Origin of the sequence: Pannonibacter indicus, assembly GCF_001418225.1 — a bacterium.
GTDB classification, from domain to species: Bacteria; Pseudomonadota; Alphaproteobacteria; order Rhizobiales; family Stappiaceae; genus Pannonibacter; species Pannonibacter indicus.
In genome coordinates, this window is the sequence record NZ_LIPT01000007.1 from 1 (window position 1) to 13,819 (window position 13,819).

Annotated in this window: 14 protein-coding genes and 1 pseudogene; 4 read left to right on the forward strand and 11 right to left on the reverse strand. The window is 61.6% G+C overall.

Annotation, left to right across the window (positions count from 1 at the left end):
* On the forward strand, positions 1–198 hold a 198-nt coding region (locus ASC48_RS19790; protein WP_208975683.1), incomplete at its 5' end, for a hypothetical protein.
* A gap of 446 nt (positions 199–644) precedes the next feature.
* Here ASC48_RS19790 and ASC48_RS11450 read toward each other — a convergent pair.
* Positions 645–1,472: a hypothetical protein gene (locus tag ASC48_RS11450; protein WP_055455892.1), complete on the reverse strand. Its 828-nt coding sequence runs from the start codon at positions 1,470–1,472 to the stop codon at positions 645–647.
* Positions 1,473–1,745: 273 nt separating this feature from the next.
* Between ASC48_RS11450 and ASC48_RS11455 the strand changes: the two genes are divergently transcribed.
* Positions 1,746–2,039 (forward strand): hypothetical protein, encoded by a 294-nt coding sequence (locus ASC48_RS11455; protein WP_055455893.1) that lies wholly within the window; start codon positions 1,746–1,748, stop codon positions 2,037–2,039.
* 6 nt (positions 2,040–2,045) lie between these two features.
* On the forward strand, positions 2,046–2,414 hold the full coding sequence (locus tag ASC48_RS19545) for a DUF995 domain-containing protein (protein WP_167345137.1): 369 nt from the start codon (positions 2,046–2,048) through the stop codon (positions 2,412–2,414).
* A gap of 81 nt (positions 2,415–2,495) precedes the next feature.
* On the opposite strand, the pseudogene ASC48_RS19315 reads toward ASC48_RS19545, so the two are convergent.
* A pseudogene (locus ASC48_RS19315) lies at positions 2,496–3,291 on the reverse strand (IS5 family transposase).
* Positions 3,292–3,694: 403 nt separating this feature from the next.
* A complete protein-coding gene (locus ASC48_RS11465; protein ID WP_055455894.1) occupies positions 3,695–4,468 on the reverse strand; it encodes an SDR family NAD(P)-dependent oxidoreductase in 774 nt (257 codons plus the stop codon).
* A gap of 87 nt (positions 4,469–4,555) precedes the next feature.
* Between ASC48_RS11465 and ASC48_RS11470 the strand changes: the two genes are divergently transcribed.
* The gene (locus ASC48_RS11470) at positions 4,556–5,173 is read left to right on the forward strand and encodes a TetR/AcrR family transcriptional regulator (protein ID WP_055455895.1); all 618 of its coding nucleotides are present in this window, start codon (positions 4,556–4,558) and stop codon (positions 5,171–5,173) included.
* 257 nt (positions 5,174–5,430) lie between these two features.
* On the opposite strand, the gene ASC48_RS11475 is transcribed toward ASC48_RS11470, so the two are convergent.
* The 8 genes from ASC48_RS11475 to prmB form a co-directional block, all read right to left on the reverse strand.
* Positions 5,431–6,276 (reverse strand): inositol monophosphatase family protein, encoded by an 846-nt coding sequence (locus tag ASC48_RS11475; RefSeq protein ID WP_055455896.1) that lies wholly within the window; start codon positions 6,274–6,276, stop codon positions 5,431–5,433.
* Positions 6,273–7,106 (reverse strand): glycerophosphodiester phosphodiesterase, encoded by an 834-nt coding sequence (locus ASC48_RS11480; protein ID WP_055455897.1) that lies wholly within the window; start codon positions 7,104–7,106, stop codon positions 6,273–6,275. The genes ASC48_RS11475 and ASC48_RS11480 overlap by 4 nt, the downstream gene beginning before the upstream one ends.
* A complete protein-coding gene (locus ASC48_RS11485) occupies positions 7,099–8,145 on the reverse strand; it encodes an ABC transporter ATP-binding protein (protein WP_055455898.1) in 1,047 nt (348 codons plus the stop codon). Before ASC48_RS11485 ends, ASC48_RS11480 begins: the two co-directional genes overlap by 8 nt.
* A 125-nt stretch (positions 8,146–8,270) precedes the next feature.
* Complete coding sequence (locus ASC48_RS11490; protein ID WP_055455899.1) at positions 8,271–9,095, reverse strand: ABC transporter permease; 825 nt, start codon at positions 9,093–9,095, stop codon at positions 8,271–8,273.
* A 7-nt stretch (positions 9,096–9,102) separates the two neighbouring features.
* A complete protein-coding gene (locus ASC48_RS11495; RefSeq protein WP_055455900.1) occupies positions 9,103–9,978 on the reverse strand; it encodes an ABC transporter permease in 876 nt (291 codons plus the stop codon).
* Complete coding sequence (locus tag ASC48_RS11500) at positions 9,975–11,126, reverse strand: extracellular solute-binding protein (protein WP_055455901.1); 1,152 nt, start codon at positions 11,124–11,126, stop codon at positions 9,975–9,977. Before ASC48_RS11500 ends, ASC48_RS11495 begins: the two co-directional genes overlap by 4 nt.
* A gap of 429 nt (positions 11,127–11,555) precedes the next feature.
* Positions 11,556–12,605, reverse strand: coding sequence for a LacI family DNA-binding transcriptional regulator (locus ASC48_RS11505; protein ID WP_055455902.1), 1,050 nt, complete (start codon positions 12,603–12,605; stop codon positions 11,556–11,558).
* Between the two features lie 180 nt (positions 12,606–12,785).
* Positions 12,786–13,757 (reverse strand): 50S ribosomal protein L3 N(5)-glutamine methyltransferase, encoded by a 972-nt coding sequence (gene prmB / locus ASC48_RS11510; protein WP_244270047.1) that lies wholly within the window; start codon positions 13,755–13,757, stop codon positions 12,786–12,788.
* Positions 13,758–13,819: the final 62 nt, after the last annotated feature.

Genomic DNA, 13,819 nt, shown 5'->3' on the forward strand with positions numbered 1-13,819 from the left:
GGCCCTGCAACCCCAACCAGCAATGCCGCCCGCGCTGGCGCCACGACCATCATTGCACTAACAATCAAATTGGACCCGTCCGTGGGGGCCGATCATCCAGCCCATGACCCGCAACATCAGCGTAGTGCTTTTCCCGATACCCCCACTGATGGAATTCAGTTAAATCAGTGGGTTATGAGTGTTACGCCGCGTTTGTGAGGTCAGGGGCCTTAAAAAGCAGGCCAAAACCAAGGCGAACCCCCGCAACCAAAAATTCCGACAAGATATCAAAGGCTTACGTCGAAGCACAGCGCCCCACGGGGCGCTTTTTGCGTTGCAGCACGCCACCACACATTCCCCAAAGATTCCAAACCCTTACGAACATCCCCGATTCCTCCGTGCAACACTCATGCGACACGGGAATGGCTGGGTGTTCGCGGGACGTAAGGCCGCAGGTTCAAATCCTGCCCCCGCAACCCAAAATAACCGCACTCCCGGGCAAAACCCGCTGGGAGAATTTTTTTGTACATTTTCCAAGCCCAAAAGAACAAAAAAAGTACAAAAACAAACGGGCAAAAGGGAAACTGTTCAGCAGGGCTGCCGAATTGCTGAGGGTTTGGCTGAGCCTGGCCGGCGTTGCCTGTCAGGAATTGCGGGCTGCGGGGCTACTCTTCCACGCGGATCGTGATGGGGTCTTCGTAAAGCATGAACCGATCTTCTCCGGGGCGCGTGGCCGTGAACACGACCGCCCTTGCGGGAGTCGCTCCGCCACATGAGCGGCTGACGCGATAGCCTACCCCTCCATCTGACCAAATGCCCGTGGCGAGTTCCGGCAGATACTCGAATACCTCTTCCCACGATGGCGGCTGCTCGCCGCAGCGCCCGCGCTTGGCGTGGATCACAACCGACTCGCCTACCCTCACCTCGGAGAGCTCACGCCAGTAAATGCGCTGGTCAGTCATGTCGATCACACGCGGGCCGGGTTCGGGCCGCTTCCTTTGGATGGCCGCGCTTTCCGGCTCATGCCAACCGCTCAATCCGATCATGCCGCCGCCAGCGGCCAACACCACAAGGGCGACGATTCCGGCAATCTTCCATCGGCGAACGCGGCGGGACGCTGCAACAGGGTGGGGCGGTGCTATCCCTTCGGGGGTGGCCGTGTGTCCCTTCGCGCCGCCGTTGTCCGGTTCGGTGGCAGGCTTGCGCCGCTGGGCATCTTCATAAAGCCGGTGCCAGTACGGCAGCGCATCGGCCATGTCCTCCACGCGAAGCAGCAAGGTCAGGATGCGGAAGTTGCGGCGGCTGGGGGTGTGTAACCCCCTGCGCCAGTTGTTCAGGCTTTTCAGCGCGCTTTCGTAAGCGCCGTCCGCCTTTTTCTTGGTCAGGTTGCAATATTCGCTGGCAAGCTGGTCGTTATCGACATGGCCACGCTCGATGCACAAGGCATCGAACAGCTTCCACCATTCTGCAAAACTGGCGAACTTGTCCCCCATGCCGTTCCCTCACACGGCTCTTTCCCTCCTTTCTAGCCAGACCGAGACTCCCGATCAAGCTTTTGAGAAGGATCACCTATTCGACGCGTTTTCCGATTTTTCCATGCCTTCCAACATTTCTGGTTACACCAGCCGGCGGCCGTCCTTATAAACATAACCGGGCGGCCCGTCGCACGGGTCCCGTCGCACGGGTCCTAACGGGTCATAGTCGTGCGCGTGTTGGCATTATGAGGCGGGCGGCATGAACAATCTTTGCGGAAGCCGGGGGCACCCATGACCAACCAAATCAAATCGTTCCTGCGGCCTGCCGTACTTCTCTTAGGCGGGCTTATGTTCACTGTGGCGGGGGCGTCCAGCGTGCTTGCCTGCCGGGGTACGGCGGAATACCCGGACGTAGCGTCCCGGCTTGCCGCCGCCTCGTTGCCCGCCGACAGGAAAGCCGACCTTACCCGGCAACTCAAAAGGGGCCGCGCCTTGCACGACCGCGCCCATCAACAGAACGATACCGGAGCCATGCGGGAGTCGCTGACGATCCTCGACCGCATCAAAGCCGCGCTGCCGAGGTAAGCAATGATGTTCCCGGGCGTGTCACGCTTCGGCGCGGTCTTCGCCGCGCTTTTCATGCTGGGCCTGATGGCCTGCCAGACAGCAGCGGCCGATAACGGCAACCGTCTGACGGCTGATCAAGTGCGTAGCACTTTTGTTGGGCGGGCATGGAGTCAGGGAACAGGAACGTTCATGTTCTCGCGGGATGGCACCTACCGGTATGACGACAGCCATACAAGCGCGCGGGGCACCTATCAAATTGCCAATGACGGCGTGCTGTGTACGATCAACAGCAATTCGGGCGTGCAGACTTGCTACACCTTCTACCGCAACGGCAGCGGATACCGATACTGGCACGACCGCGAGCGTCGTTACTGGCCTGCATACCTTCGTTGATCCCGCGTTTTGGTTTCGTAATTGAAGAAACCCCGCCGGGGCGGGGCGCTGCTAGCGTATGTCGCTGTCTGGGCTCAGGACTCATTGAAGCCACCATATGACAATTGCAGCGATTGTGATTGCGGCCATGAAGACGTCTGCCCGGCGGTCATGGCGGGTGGCGATGCGGCGTCAGCCCTCGAGCCGCCCGAACATGTTCTCGATCTTATGCCATTGGTTGTATTGTGTTTTGCAGAATGATGCGGAGGCTTTGCGGCCCCTGCGCGGCGGAATGCAGGGTGAGATGCCTTTTGCCTTGAGAGCGGCGCGGTACTCATCGCAGTCATAGCCCTTGTCAGCTATCATCGTCGCATTGGCATCGTCGCATTGGGATCTTCATGCAGTGCTGGGTACAGGATCTTGGCACCGGTGTGATCGGATACCTGTCCCGCCGTCAGGCACATCGCGATGGGCTGCCCCTCAGCATCGCACACGGCGCGCAGCTTGGTGTTCAGCCCACCCTTTGTGCGGCCGGTATGGCGGGGAAATACCCCCCCTTGCAAGAGGCTTGACGCCGTGCGGTGAGCCTTCAGGTGCGCTGCATCGATCATCATCGTCTCCGGTGGACCGCCGCACCCTGCCAGGTGACTGAAAATCCTGTCGAACACGCCAAGCTCAGTCCAACGCGGAAGCGGTTGTAAAGCGTCTTGTGCGGCCCGTAGTCCTTCGGTGCATCTTTCCACTGGAGGCCGTGCTTCAGCACATAGATGATGCCTGAAATCACCCGCCGGTCATCAACACGAGGAACACCATGAGAAAGCGGGAAGAACGGTTCGATCTTCGCCATCTGCGCTGGTGAGAGCAAAAACAGATCAGTCGCAGCAAACTCTTTTGCCATCCTGAATCACATCGCCCGGGTCAATGCAAATTGATAGGTCCTGAGCCTAGTCATGCACCAACTCCTCTCCCCTTTGAGGGAAGGGCTATCGCATATGGCGGAAATCTCTTCCGCCTGCGTAAGGATCGAACGCTCAGTCCTTGGGAAGGGCAATTTGGGAATCCGGAAATGCGTTGCGGCGACAGACCCGAATCCAGAAATTCCATATGCGACTCCCCTGCCCCTCAAGGGGGGAGAGGGGCGCTGCGGCAAAACGAGGGTCCGATCCTGCTCCGTGCGCCCAATGAAACCTTGCCTGCTTCCGAGGATGATGTCGCGTTGGCGAGCGCATCCAAATGGCGATGCGCCCGCCAGGGCCATGAGAGGCGGCCCGCTCATGGCTGCATAGCGGAGATGGGATCGTTCAGATCCGGGCGCCTCCGGTCGCATCAATCATCTGGCCGGTCGTCCAGTGCGCGTCGTTCGATGCGAGGAAGACGATGACGCCGGCAACGTCCTCTGGCTTGCCGATACGTGAGAAGACCGAGAGGGCTTCGGCACCGGCGCGCGCTTCGGGCGATGCCAGCCACTCGGCATTCATGTCCGTCTCCGTCACGCCCGGCAGCACGGCATTGACCGTAATCCCCCGAGGGGCAAACTCAGGTGCCAGCGCCAGTGTCAATGTCTCCAGCGCTCCCTTGGAGGCTGCATAGGCCGGATGGGTCGGCGCTGCAATCCGGGTGAACCCGGTGGACACATTGATGATGCGGCCATTGTCACGAATATGGCCGGCCACTGCCTGGATCAGGAAGAAGGGCGCCTTGTAATTGATGGTCATAATCTCATCGAAGGCGGCTTCGCTCGTCTGCTTCAAGGGCAGGGCGGGCGCAATGCCGGCGTTGTTCACCAGAATGTCGAGAGTGGAGGACCCCGTCTCGGCACGTGCGGCCTCGCTGAACTGTGACCAAAGATTATCGGCCGCCTCCTTGCCCTCCCGCAAGTCAGCCTTGACAACAACCGCCTTTACCCCGAGCGCCTCGATGTCGCGAAGCGTGGCATTGGCCGCATCGGCATTTGCAGTATAGTGCAAGCCGATCAGAGCGGCGCCTTCCTTCGCGAAGGCAAGCGCAACCGCCCGGCCGATGCCGCGTGAACTTCCAGTGATGAGGGCTATCTTATTTTCAAGTCTCTTGGTCATGGACTGCTCCGCTGCTAAATTAAATAGCGATCGCTACAATAATGGTGTGGCGGTTCCTGTCAATGAATTAATAGGGATCACTATTTAATGTCGAATCCAGTTCGCAAACGGGGCAGACCGCGCGCGCTCGATCGCGACGTGGGCCTCGAAATCGCGGCGCGCTTGTTCTGGGAGCGTGGCTATGAAGGGACCTCAACCGCCGATCTGACGAAGGCCATGGGGATCAATCCGCCGACGCTTTACTCCATGTTCGGCTCAAAGGAGGCGTTGTACCGTCAGGCGCTGGAGTTCAGCATCGCCCGTGAAAGCGGCCGGCGGCTGGAGATCTTGGCGTCTCCTCTTCCAGCTTACGACGCCCTCAGGCTGTATCTCTATGATATCGCTGATGGAGACACCCAGCCCGGCAAGCCGCGAGGTTGCATGGTCTCGACCGCCGTTCTGCAGCATGCGGAAGAAAACGCATCCGTTGCGCAGATGACAGCGGCCTTGCGGGAAGCATCGATGCAGATCCTCAAAACCCGCTTTGACCGGGCCGTCGAGGAACGTGAGCTGCCTGCTGAAACCGACACCGATACGCTGGCGCGCTTCTATGGTGCGATTATCCAGGGCATGTCGGCACAGGCCTGCGACGGCGCCTGCAATGCGCGGCTGAAGCGGCTGATCGATCTCGCACTCACGGCCTGGCCAGGCAAGCGCGGCACCTGAAGAGGAACTGGGCCCGAGATAACTGCCGAGTTCTATCGCGACCGCGTGCCGCATCAAAGTCAGACCGATGTCTGGATCGAACTTTTTGATGACAATCCCGATGCTTCCCTGGCCCGTCTGGGAAGCCCGCGGCGTGATGAGCTGGAGCCGTTGACCGGTGTCTCAGGCCATTGGACCTCGGATCCGGCGGGAAGGGTCATCCTGCTGCGTAAAGACGGGACGCCTTGAGGCCCGAAGATCCGTCACACGCACAAAGCTCACGCAGAGCCCTGTCCGCCCAAGTGGTCCGGAATGGCCACCTTTTGCAAGTGGCTGAGCAGATAGGCATGGGCGGAGGGAGCGGCGGCGATGAGGATGCCGGAGCGCTCATAGTGTTCGGGCCCACGCCCCCACCAATCGGTTACGATGCCGCCTGCCTCCTGAATGAGAAGGATGCCGGCGGCCGTGTCGATAAAACCGGTCTGCTCGAAATAGCCGCTGAAACGGCCACTGGCGACATAGGCGCAGCAGTTGGCGGCGCTGCCGATGACCCGCACGGCAGCAATTGGCGCGCGGATCGCCTCTATCCGGTCATAGGCTCCCGGATAGAGGCTCAGGCCCGGTGCCGGAAGTCCCGTGCCGATGACCATCTGGCCGGTGTCCGCATTGTCGCGGATGGTGAGCTTCTCGCGATTGAGGAAGGCTCCGCCGCCGAGGACGGACGTGAACATTTCACCGGTCACCGGATTGTAGACGAGACCGCACAGGGTTCTTGCGCCCTGCCGCAAGGCGATGGTGATTGTATAATCCATGCCATTGAGGAAGTTGGCCGTTCCATCGATCGGGTCCACCAGGAAGCGGCATGCCGTGCTGGCGCCTTCGACAGAGGGAAACTCCTCACCGGTGAAGCTCCAGTCCGGATATCGGCTCAGCAGGTAATCGCGGATCTGGATCTCGGATTGCTCGTCGGCAATGCTGACGAAATCCCCCGGCCCCTTCACCCCGATGTGGAGTGTGCCGCGCTTGTGGAAATAGCCGAGGGTCAGATCTCCCGCGAGGCGCGCGGCTGCTTCCATGTCTGCGAGCACCTTGCCCGCCTCGATCGTCTGCAAGCCGGTGCTCATGTCAGGGCCTCGTAAAGTTTTTCGGGGTCGTCAGTGGTGATCTGATCGGCATTCAATTCGATCAGACGGCGGGCAGCCGCGATTGTCTCTGCCTCGACCGTCCGGATCGTCCAGGCATCAACCTGGCGGCCGGCGGCTTGTACAGCCGCGATCAGATCCGCACCTGCGGCATCGGCTGCAAGCACCAGCTCATAATCCAGATAGATCATCGCTGCATCCGGTGCTGCCTGAAGGGCGCGGGTGATGAAGCTCATGAAGTCCTGCACGCTCTTCAGGCCATCAAGCACACCGGGATGGGTCGGGTCGTAGCCGGTCTTCAGTCCCGGCGTCCGGGCGGCGAGCAGGGCAACGGCGCCGGCATCACCACCGGAGAGGATCAGCCGGGAGGCAACCGGTCCGGCTGCCTGCGCAAAATTTGCGGCGGTGCGCTCATCCAGGCAAGACAGGTCTTCCTTGAAATCGAGCTGCAGCAGGGCGTCAGGATGGGCGGGCGTGCATGCCAGCAGGCCGCAGAGATCTTCGAGAAGCATCACGGTCTCGCCAATCGGCGCGCCATTATTTCCTCTGAGTTCCAGGCTGCGCAGGACTGCGGCACTGGTGTCACGCACCAGTCCGGTCCCCGTGGTGCTGCGTGCCAGATCCAGATCATGCAGGATCGCAAATCCGCGATCAGCATGCACGACGAGATCAACCTCGACGCTGGCGCCAAGCTGCATGGCTTCCATGATCCGCGAGGCCGTGAACTCCGCATCCGTTCCCTTGCGGCGGGCCCTGTGCCATTTCAGCCGGGTGCGGTGGCCATTGGTGCCGATGTAAAGCGGGTCAGCCATGGGCCGTTGTCCTGTAGATCTGCCGTTCGTTGCGGAAGGCGGCAAAGGCCGAGGGCCTCAGGCCGACAGTCTGCCCTGCCGCGAAGTAACCGGGTGCTGGAACCATGGCTTTCAGCCGGGTGCTATCGGCAAGGACCAGATCGGCAAGGCCATGGGTGCCGAAATCGGTGATGCGATGGATCCTCGCCGGCCCATTCGCGTCTGCGGCAAGGCCAAGGGCTTCGGGCCGCACGGCGAGGGTCGCAGGACCGTCTGCCACCGGTAGCGGCACGCTGAGATCATCATGCATGAACTGGCCGTTGGCCACGACGCCCTCGATGAAATTCATGGAACCGATAAAGCCGGCGACAAATGGCGTCTGCGGGTTCCGGTAGACCACGTCCGGCCGGTCCGCCTGTTCGGTCCGGCCATTGCGCATCACGACAATCCGGTCGGCCATGGACAAGGCCTCGTCCTGCCCGTGAGTGACGAAAAGGGTGGTGATCTTCAGCCGCAGCTGGATATCGCGGACCTCCTCGCGCAGGCGTTCGCGCAGGTGCTGGTCGAGACTGGCGAAAGGCTCGTCGAGCAGCAGGATCTTGGGCTCCAGCACCAGGGAACGCGCCAGCGCGACACGCTGCTGCTGCCCGCCTGACAGCTGTGTGGTCATGCGCTTGCCATATCCGGCGAGACCCACCAGTTCGAGCACAGCCTCGACCCTGTCCCGGATCTCGGCCGCAGGCATATGCCGCAGCTTCAACCCGAAGGCCAGATTGTTGAAGACATTCATATGGGTCCAGAGTGCATGGCTTTGAAAAACCATCCCCGTGGGGCGCCGCTCGGGGGGAATCCGTGTCACGTCTTCACCGTCGATCGCAATCACGCCCGCGCTCGGCCGCTCAAATCCCCCAACCATGCGCAGCACTGTTGACTTGCCGGAACCGGAGGGCCCCAGCAGGCAGACCAGTTCGCCATCGGCGGCTTCAAGCGAGAAACCGTCCACGGCGGTGGTTCCGCCGGGGAAGACCTTGGAGATGCCGTTTATGCTGAGAACAGACATTGTTTTTTCCCGAAAGAACCATTCATGCCAAGTCTTATGATGCTGACGCATCACGCTTTGAAATTGCTCAAGCGCCGCACGGGCTTGTCCGGCTCCCGGTGAGGCCAGCCCACCGGGAGCTGGTATCAGCCGCCGAAGCCGCGGGCGAAGGAGGCGCCTCCGATCACGCGGCGGGCGAACATCAGGGCAATGAAGGACGGAACCCAGAGCATGACCGAGAGCACGGCGCCGAACTGGATCACCATCTGGTTGTTGATGAAGCTGATCATCAGCACCGGCATGGTGCGGATGCCGGGGGCACCGATCAGCCAGGCGCCTTCGGTTTCATAAAAGGTGCTGACAAAGGTGAGGAGCAGGGCTGCTGCGATCGTCGGAGCGGCCTGGGGCAGGGTAACCGACCAGAACACCCGGAATGGCCCCGCGCCAACATCACGCGCCGCTTCTTCCATGGGGCGGTCCACTGCCTGGAAAGCCGCAACGGGAATCCAGATCATGAACATCAGCGTGTTGACGAGCTGGATCAGCGCCACGCCCCAGAAGGTTCCGATCAGGTCGAGCTGCAGGAAGATCGCCGCAATCGCGACCAGCAGGCCGAATTTTGGAAAGGCGTGGCCTGCGAGAAACGAGAAGAACAGGATGTTCCTCAGTGGAAAGCGCATGCGGGCAAAGGCATAGGCTGCAGGCAGGCAGATCACTGCCGATGCGAGTGTCACGATTGCCGAGAGCGTGAGGCTGAGCCGCAAGGCATTCCAGACATCGGAGCGGTTCAGCGTTTGCTCCCAGAAACGCAGCCCGAATTGCTGAGGCATGACGCTCGGATAGCGCCAGACTTCGGTGAAGGCCCAGACACCGACGACGAGCAGCGGCAGGACAACGGCAATCGTCAGAAGGACGGCGAAGAGAAGGCCTGTTCCATCGAAGGGCGCACGCGGGGCGGTCAGCTTGCTCATGGCCGTCTCACTTTCCCTGGTTGCGGGCGACGGAGCGCACATAGAAGAGCCCGAAGACGAGGCAGATGCTGAATGTGATGACGGCCTGGGTAATGGCCGCTACCGGGTCATTCAGGTCACGGAAGGTGCGCTGCATGAAGGGGCCCATCATTTCCGGGGACGCGGGCCCCAGCAGATAAGGCAGGGTGAAGGCGGAGAAGATGCCGAGGACTGCGAAGGAAAGAGCCACCAGAATGGAATTTCCGATGCGCGGCAGGATGATGTGCCAGAACACGCGCAGGCGGTTTGCCCCCACATCCCGGGCCGCTTCGATGGCCATGTTGCTGACGGACCCGAGCCCGGACAGAAGGATGAGCACGGTCAGGGGGATGTTGTCCCAGACGAGGCCGATGACCGGTCCCCATGGAGTCAGGTAGGGCGTGCGGATTTTCGGCAGTCCGGCACTGTTCAGCAGAAGATCCACCATGCCGTTGGGGCCCAGAACACGGATGAAGGCATAGGCCAGGATGATCGATGGCACGAACATCGGCAGGATAGCGAGCGCCTGCACATAAGCGGCGGTCCGGCTGCTGGCGAAGCGAAGGTACAGGGCGATCGGCAGAGACACGGCCAGAAGCAGTGCCGCGCAGACGCCCGTGGTCCAGAGTGTCAGCGACAGGTTGTTGAGGCTGTAGGCATCGGAGAAGAAAAAGATGTAACTCGACAGGTCAAAGCCCATCTGCCCATCGGCCTGCGGACGCCAGACGGTCCGCCAAAGGGCGCTGAAGATCGGCCAGATGACGAGCCAGCCTGCGAGGAACACAGGCACGGCGACGAGCAGGAGGCCGGCTGGCCCCCTGCTTGCCGGATGGATTTGCCGGACGGGCACGGTCTGTCCGCTCACTGCTGGCGGTTGATGTTCGGTGCCACGTTGCGGTACCAGCCGTCATTGACGGCGGTTTCCCAGGCGCCGGCCGGGAAGGTCGGGATGGAAGCCGGAATGATGTCTGCAAATTTTTCACGCAGCTCAGGGGAAACATAATCCCAGCTGACACCGGGGAAGCCACCGAGTCCGGTCAGGATGGCGCTCTGGATTTCTTCGGTCAGCACAAAATTGGCAAGCGCGAGGGCTGCATCGCGGTTGCGCCCATTGGCAAGCACCACGGCGCGCGAGAAGTTGCCGCACAGGGCCAGATCCTGCAGCTGCACGATGCCGGTCGTTTCCGGCAGCACACCATTGTCAATGGCCTGAAGCACCTGGTCCGACCAGACCGGCGTCATGGTGACCACGCCCTGAGCCAGCAACTGGATCGACTGGGTGTTGCCCGAGGAATAGGCGCCGTTGTCATAGAGCGAGGGGGCAATGTCCCTGAGCAGGTCCCAGGCCTTGCCCAGAGCTTCGTTGCCGAAGGCTTCCGTGTAATTGTCCACCCGGAAAGCCTTGGGATCGAGGCCGTTGGCCTGGTGGATGGCGCGGCGGACAAAGTTGCCGCCGGACCCCCCCTTGTCCGGGCGGTTGTAGACGAACTGGCCCGGATTGGCCTTGATCCAGGCAACCAGCGCATCCCAGGTCTTTGGAGCGTCGGCCGGGGACAGCTTGGCGGTGTCATAGGCAAGAAGAACCTGCGAGCCGCGATAGGGCAGGCTGTAATCGCTGTCGATCGCCAGCGGGTTCACCTTCGCATAGTTGGCCAGTCCTGCTTCCTTCATGTTGACATAGAGGCCGGCCTCGATCGCACCAAGCGGAAGACGCGGATCGGCATGCTCGAAATAGTCAGCCTGCGGGTCGGTCTGTGTCTGCATTGCCGCGATTGCACGCTCGGCAATGGCCTGGATCCCCGAATTGTCGCCGGCATCGACGAGGTTCAGCTTCACACCCGCATGCGCGGCCTCGAAGGCCGGCTTCACGATGTTGGTCCAGAAATCGAGAACGTTGCTGTCGGCAGCGGTGTACCAGTCGATCCGCCCTTCAGCGGCGAAGGACAGTTTCGGCAGCAGCATCATGCCGGCGGCGGAGCCAGCGGAAGAGATCAGAAAGGCGCGACGGTTCATTGTCTTCTCCAATGGCGGCCAGGCAGGAGCACCCGGCACGTGCCGGCGGTCAAACAAACGAGAGGCGGCACAAGCGCCGTTTACGGCAGCCGGCCGGCGCTGCCGTTCGCTCTCCATGAGCCCCGCCCTTCCGGCCCGGAAAGGAGAAGCACCGGCTGCCATCAGAACGGGTTTCTGCATGGCAGGACACCTGACTGCACATGAGTGCAATATTTCCGGTTCCGGCGGTAACTGCCTATCGCGCCAACGCAACGCTTTCATGACAAGATGGCTTTGCACATGTGTGCAAGAACTGGTTTGTCCGCCGGTCTTTGACGGGACTGGCGCGTCAGAAACGGGTCAAGCCCGTGCAGCGCCTGAATATTTCAGGGCGTGATGGGGCAGCGCTGTAAGGCCTGGTGTCCTGCGCGAAGCATGGAAATCCTGGTGTCAGGCTGGCTTTGCCCTTACGGAACGGCGCCAGACCGGGAGCGGTTCAAAGATGGCGGCCCCGGAACTTTGCCTGCCGGGCAATTGCTCAGGCAATTGCTCGGGCAATGGCTCGGTCAAGGTCAGCAGATCCACCACATGAGCCGCCATGCGGTCGAGCGGCTGTTCAAAGGTCGTAAGCTGATAGGCTTCCCAGCCCGCCTGTTCGATATTGTCGAAGCCGATGACGCACAGGTCTTCCGGGATCTTCAATCCGAATTCCTGGCGGGCGCCGTCCATGAAGCCGAGGGCGAGCAAATCCGTGACGCAGAAGACGCCATCGGGCGAGACGGAGCGGGCAAAGACGCGGCGGGCCGCCTCATAGCCGGAACGGTAGCCTGTCGGCCCCGCTTCAAAAACGGTGACATCGAGGTTGCAGGCAGAGGCGGCGGCGGTGAAACAGCGCTCACGGGCCAGCAGGCTTGGCGTGCGCGCCTGCGACGTCAGGAGGCCAATTCTCCGGCAGCCTGCGCGCCGGAGCAGGAAGAGGGCTTCTTTGGCTGCCATCCCATTGTCCACGCCGACATTCTGGGCGCCGTGCAAGCCATCGTCGCGGTTGATCAGCACGACCTGTTGGCCGTTGGCGAGTGCCGTATGGACCAGTGACGAAGATGGGGTGCCGGACAGAACCACAGTCGCATCGGCTCTGTAATGCAGCGTCAGCTTCAGGGCGCGCCCGACGCTTTCCTCGTTGCTCTCCGTGTTGATCACCATGGTGATCTTGCCTGCGGCCTGAAGCTTGCGCGTCAGGCTTTCGAGCATTCCGGCGCGCACGGGCGTCGTCATGTCCGACACGATCAGGCAGACGATGTTGCTGCGCTCGCGCAGCTGCCGGGCCAGGTGATTGACGTGATAGCCAAGGGCCTCGGCGGCTTCCATCACCTTCCGGCGGGTTTCCTCCGAAACGCTGGCGCCGTCGGTGAAGGTGCGTGAGACCGCTGACCGCGACACTCCGGCCCGCTCGGCAACCATCTTTGCGCTGACAAAGACCTTCGGCTTGACCTCGCGCATGGTTGCTCCTGCCCAGAAAATCACCGGTCCTTGCGCCAGGCAATCAAACTTGCGCGCGGCTGGACCTCCCGGCACCTGACCCAAAACCGGCGGTCTTTGCAAGTGCGATCAAGGGTGCCGGGATAAGCGCCGCAACCGTGTGACACGATTGCGGCGCAGCGTCTTGCGGGCGGCTTGCCTTCAGCTCCACTGCGAGGTGGCAGGCAGCCAGAAGACTTCGGAGGCGGAGTCTTCGGAATCGAGCCACAGGAACTCGCAGTCCGGATAATCCTCGTCGAGAATGTCGTGGTCCTCGCCTATTTCGCAGAGCATGCCGCCCTCCGGGTTGAGGTGAGCGCGGCACTCTTCGATGATCCGGCGCACCAGATCGAGCCCGTCACCGCCGCCGCCGGCCAGCGCCATCTGCGGCTCATGCAGGAATTCGCCCGGCAGGACCTCCATCACCTCCGGTCCCACATAGGGCGGGTTGGTGATGATGAGGTCATAGGTCTTGCCCTTGACGGGGGCAAACAGGTCACCCTGCAGCAGGGTGATGCGGTCCTCAAGCCCGTGATCGCGCACGTTCTCTGCCGCAAGGCTCAGGGCCTCCGGCGACAGATCCACCGCATCCACCGCGGCATTGGGGAAGGCATAGGCGGCAAAGATGGCGAGCGAGCCGCCGCCGGTGCAAAGATCCAGAACGGACGTCACCTCATAAGGATCGCCGATGAGGCTCTGTGCCGGTTCCGAGCCATCGAACAGCGGCGAGCGCAGGAGTTCGGCAATATAGGAACGCGGCACCAGCGCACGGGCGTCGGAACGGAACGGCAGGCCCAGCAGATAGCTGCGGCCGGTGATATAGGCCGCCGGAAGGCGCTTTTCGATGCGCAGGGCCAGCCGCTCGCCCAGCAGCGTCTTTTCCCGTTCGGTCAGACGCGCATCGGCAAAGGCGTTGAAGTCATCAACCGGCAGGTTGAGGCTTTCAAGGATCATGAACACCGCCTCATCCACCGCTGTTGCCGAGCCGTGACCATAATAGAGCCCAGCCTCCTGAAAGGCGCTGACGGCGAGCCTCAGTGCATCGCGCAGGGTGACCATCCCGGCCATCTCGCGGCGCAGGTCCGGCTTGGTCAGTTCGGCAAAGGGGGCATTCAGTGGGGTGCCTTCGGGCATCGGGGTATCCTTGAGATGAGGCGGCCAGTACCGGAAGCTGGCCTTACAAAATGTTGCCATGC

Excerpts from the sequence above, each read along its gene's own strand:
- ASC48_RS11500 (WP_055455901.1), bottom strand. The coding sequence starts at position 11,126 with ATGAACCGTCGCGCCTTTCTGATCTCTTCCGCTGGCTCCGCCGCCGGC.
- ASC48_RS11455 (WP_055455893.1), top strand. The coding sequence starts at position 1,746 with ATGACCAACCAAATCAAATCGTTCCTGCGGCCTGCCGTACTTCTCTTA.
- ASC48_RS11485 (WP_055455898.1), bottom strand. The coding sequence starts at position 8,145 with ATGTCTGTTCTCAGCATAAACGGCATCTCCAAGGTCTTCCCCGGCGGA.
- ASC48_RS11465 (WP_055455894.1), bottom strand. The coding sequence starts at position 4,468 with ATGACCAAGAGACTTGAAAATAAGATAGCCCTCATCACTGGAAGTTCA.
- ASC48_RS11475 (WP_055455896.1), bottom strand. The coding sequence starts at position 6,276 with ATGAGCACCGGCTTGCAGACGATCGAGGCGGGCAAGGTGCTCGCAGAC.
- ASC48_RS11490 (WP_055455899.1), bottom strand. The coding sequence starts at position 9,095 with ATGAGCAAGCTGACCGCCCCGCGTGCGCCCTTCGATGGAACAGGCCTT.
- ASC48_RS11450 (WP_055455892.1), bottom strand. The coding sequence starts at position 1,472 with ATGGGGGACAAGTTCGCCAGTTTTGCAGAATGGTGGAAGCTGTTCGAT.
- ASC48_RS11470 (WP_055455895.1), top strand. The coding sequence starts at position 4,556 with ATGTCGAATCCAGTTCGCAAACGGGGCAGACCGCGCGCGCTCGATCGC.
- ASC48_RS11505 (WP_055455902.1), bottom strand. The coding sequence starts at position 12,605 with ATGCGCGAGGTCAAGCCGAAGGTCTTTGTCAGCGCAAAGATGGTTGCC.
- prmB (WP_244270047.1), bottom strand. The coding sequence starts at position 13,757 with ATGCCCGAAGGCACCCCACTGAATGCCCCCTTTGCCGAACTGACCAAG.
- ASC48_RS19545 (WP_167345137.1), top strand. The coding sequence starts at position 2,046 with ATGTTCCCGGGCGTGTCACGCTTCGGCGCGGTCTTCGCCGCGCTTTTC.
- ASC48_RS11480 (WP_055455897.1), bottom strand. The coding sequence starts at position 7,106 with ATGGCTGACCCGCTTTACATCGGCACCAATGGCCACCGCACCCGGCTG.